Origin of the sequence: Rhodovulum sp. BSW8 (assembly GCF_003314725.1) — a bacterium.
GTDB lineage: Bacteria > Pseudomonadota > Alphaproteobacteria > Rhodobacterales > Rhodobacteraceae > Rhodovulum > Rhodovulum visakhapatnamense.
The window spans coordinates 1-554 of the sequence record NZ_QNVX01000010.1 but is presented as its reverse complement, the minus strand read 5'-3'; the positions used below and the strand labels follow the sequence as shown (position 1 = coordinate 554).

At 59.4% G+C, this 554-nt stretch carries 1 pseudogene; it reads right to left on the bottom strand.

The window, feature by feature from the left end:
• Positions 1 to 4 precede the first annotated feature (4 nt).
• Positions 5 to 554: pseudogene (locus DSD19_RS07245) on the bottom strand (IS5 family transposase); the annotation flags it as partial.

The window sequence follows — 554 nt, the reverse complement described above, 5'->3', positions numbered from 1 at the left end:
TAGGTCATGTTGACAAATGGCGGACCCAGAGACGGATCGACGTGATGTCAATGAAGCCGAGGAAGCTCTCAGCGGTCTTGTCGTAGCGGGTCGCGACACGCCTGGCGTTCTTGAGCTTGTTGAAGCAGCGTTCGACCAGATTACGCAGGCGATACAGCGAGCGATCGACACCAATGCGCTTCTTGCGGGACTTGCGCATCGGTATCACGGGCAGGACGTTGCGCGCCTCCATGCCGTTTCTGATCTTGTCTGCATCGTAGCCGCGATCTGCGATGAGCACGCTCGGGCGGGGCAGATTATCCGCCATCACCAGATCGAAGCCGAGATAGTCTGACGTTTGGCCAGGCGTGATCTCTGTCCTCATGGGAAGCCCGTGTGCGTTGACGAGGAGGTGGATTTTGGTCGTAAAGCCACCTCGAGAACGGCCGAAACCCTGTCGTGGAGTCCCCCTTTAGCGCCCGCTGCCTGATGGTGGGCGCGGATCACGGTACTGTCGATCATTTGCAGGGCGCTTGGCGCGGCTCCGCTCTGGTTCAGGGCATCCATGATGTCCT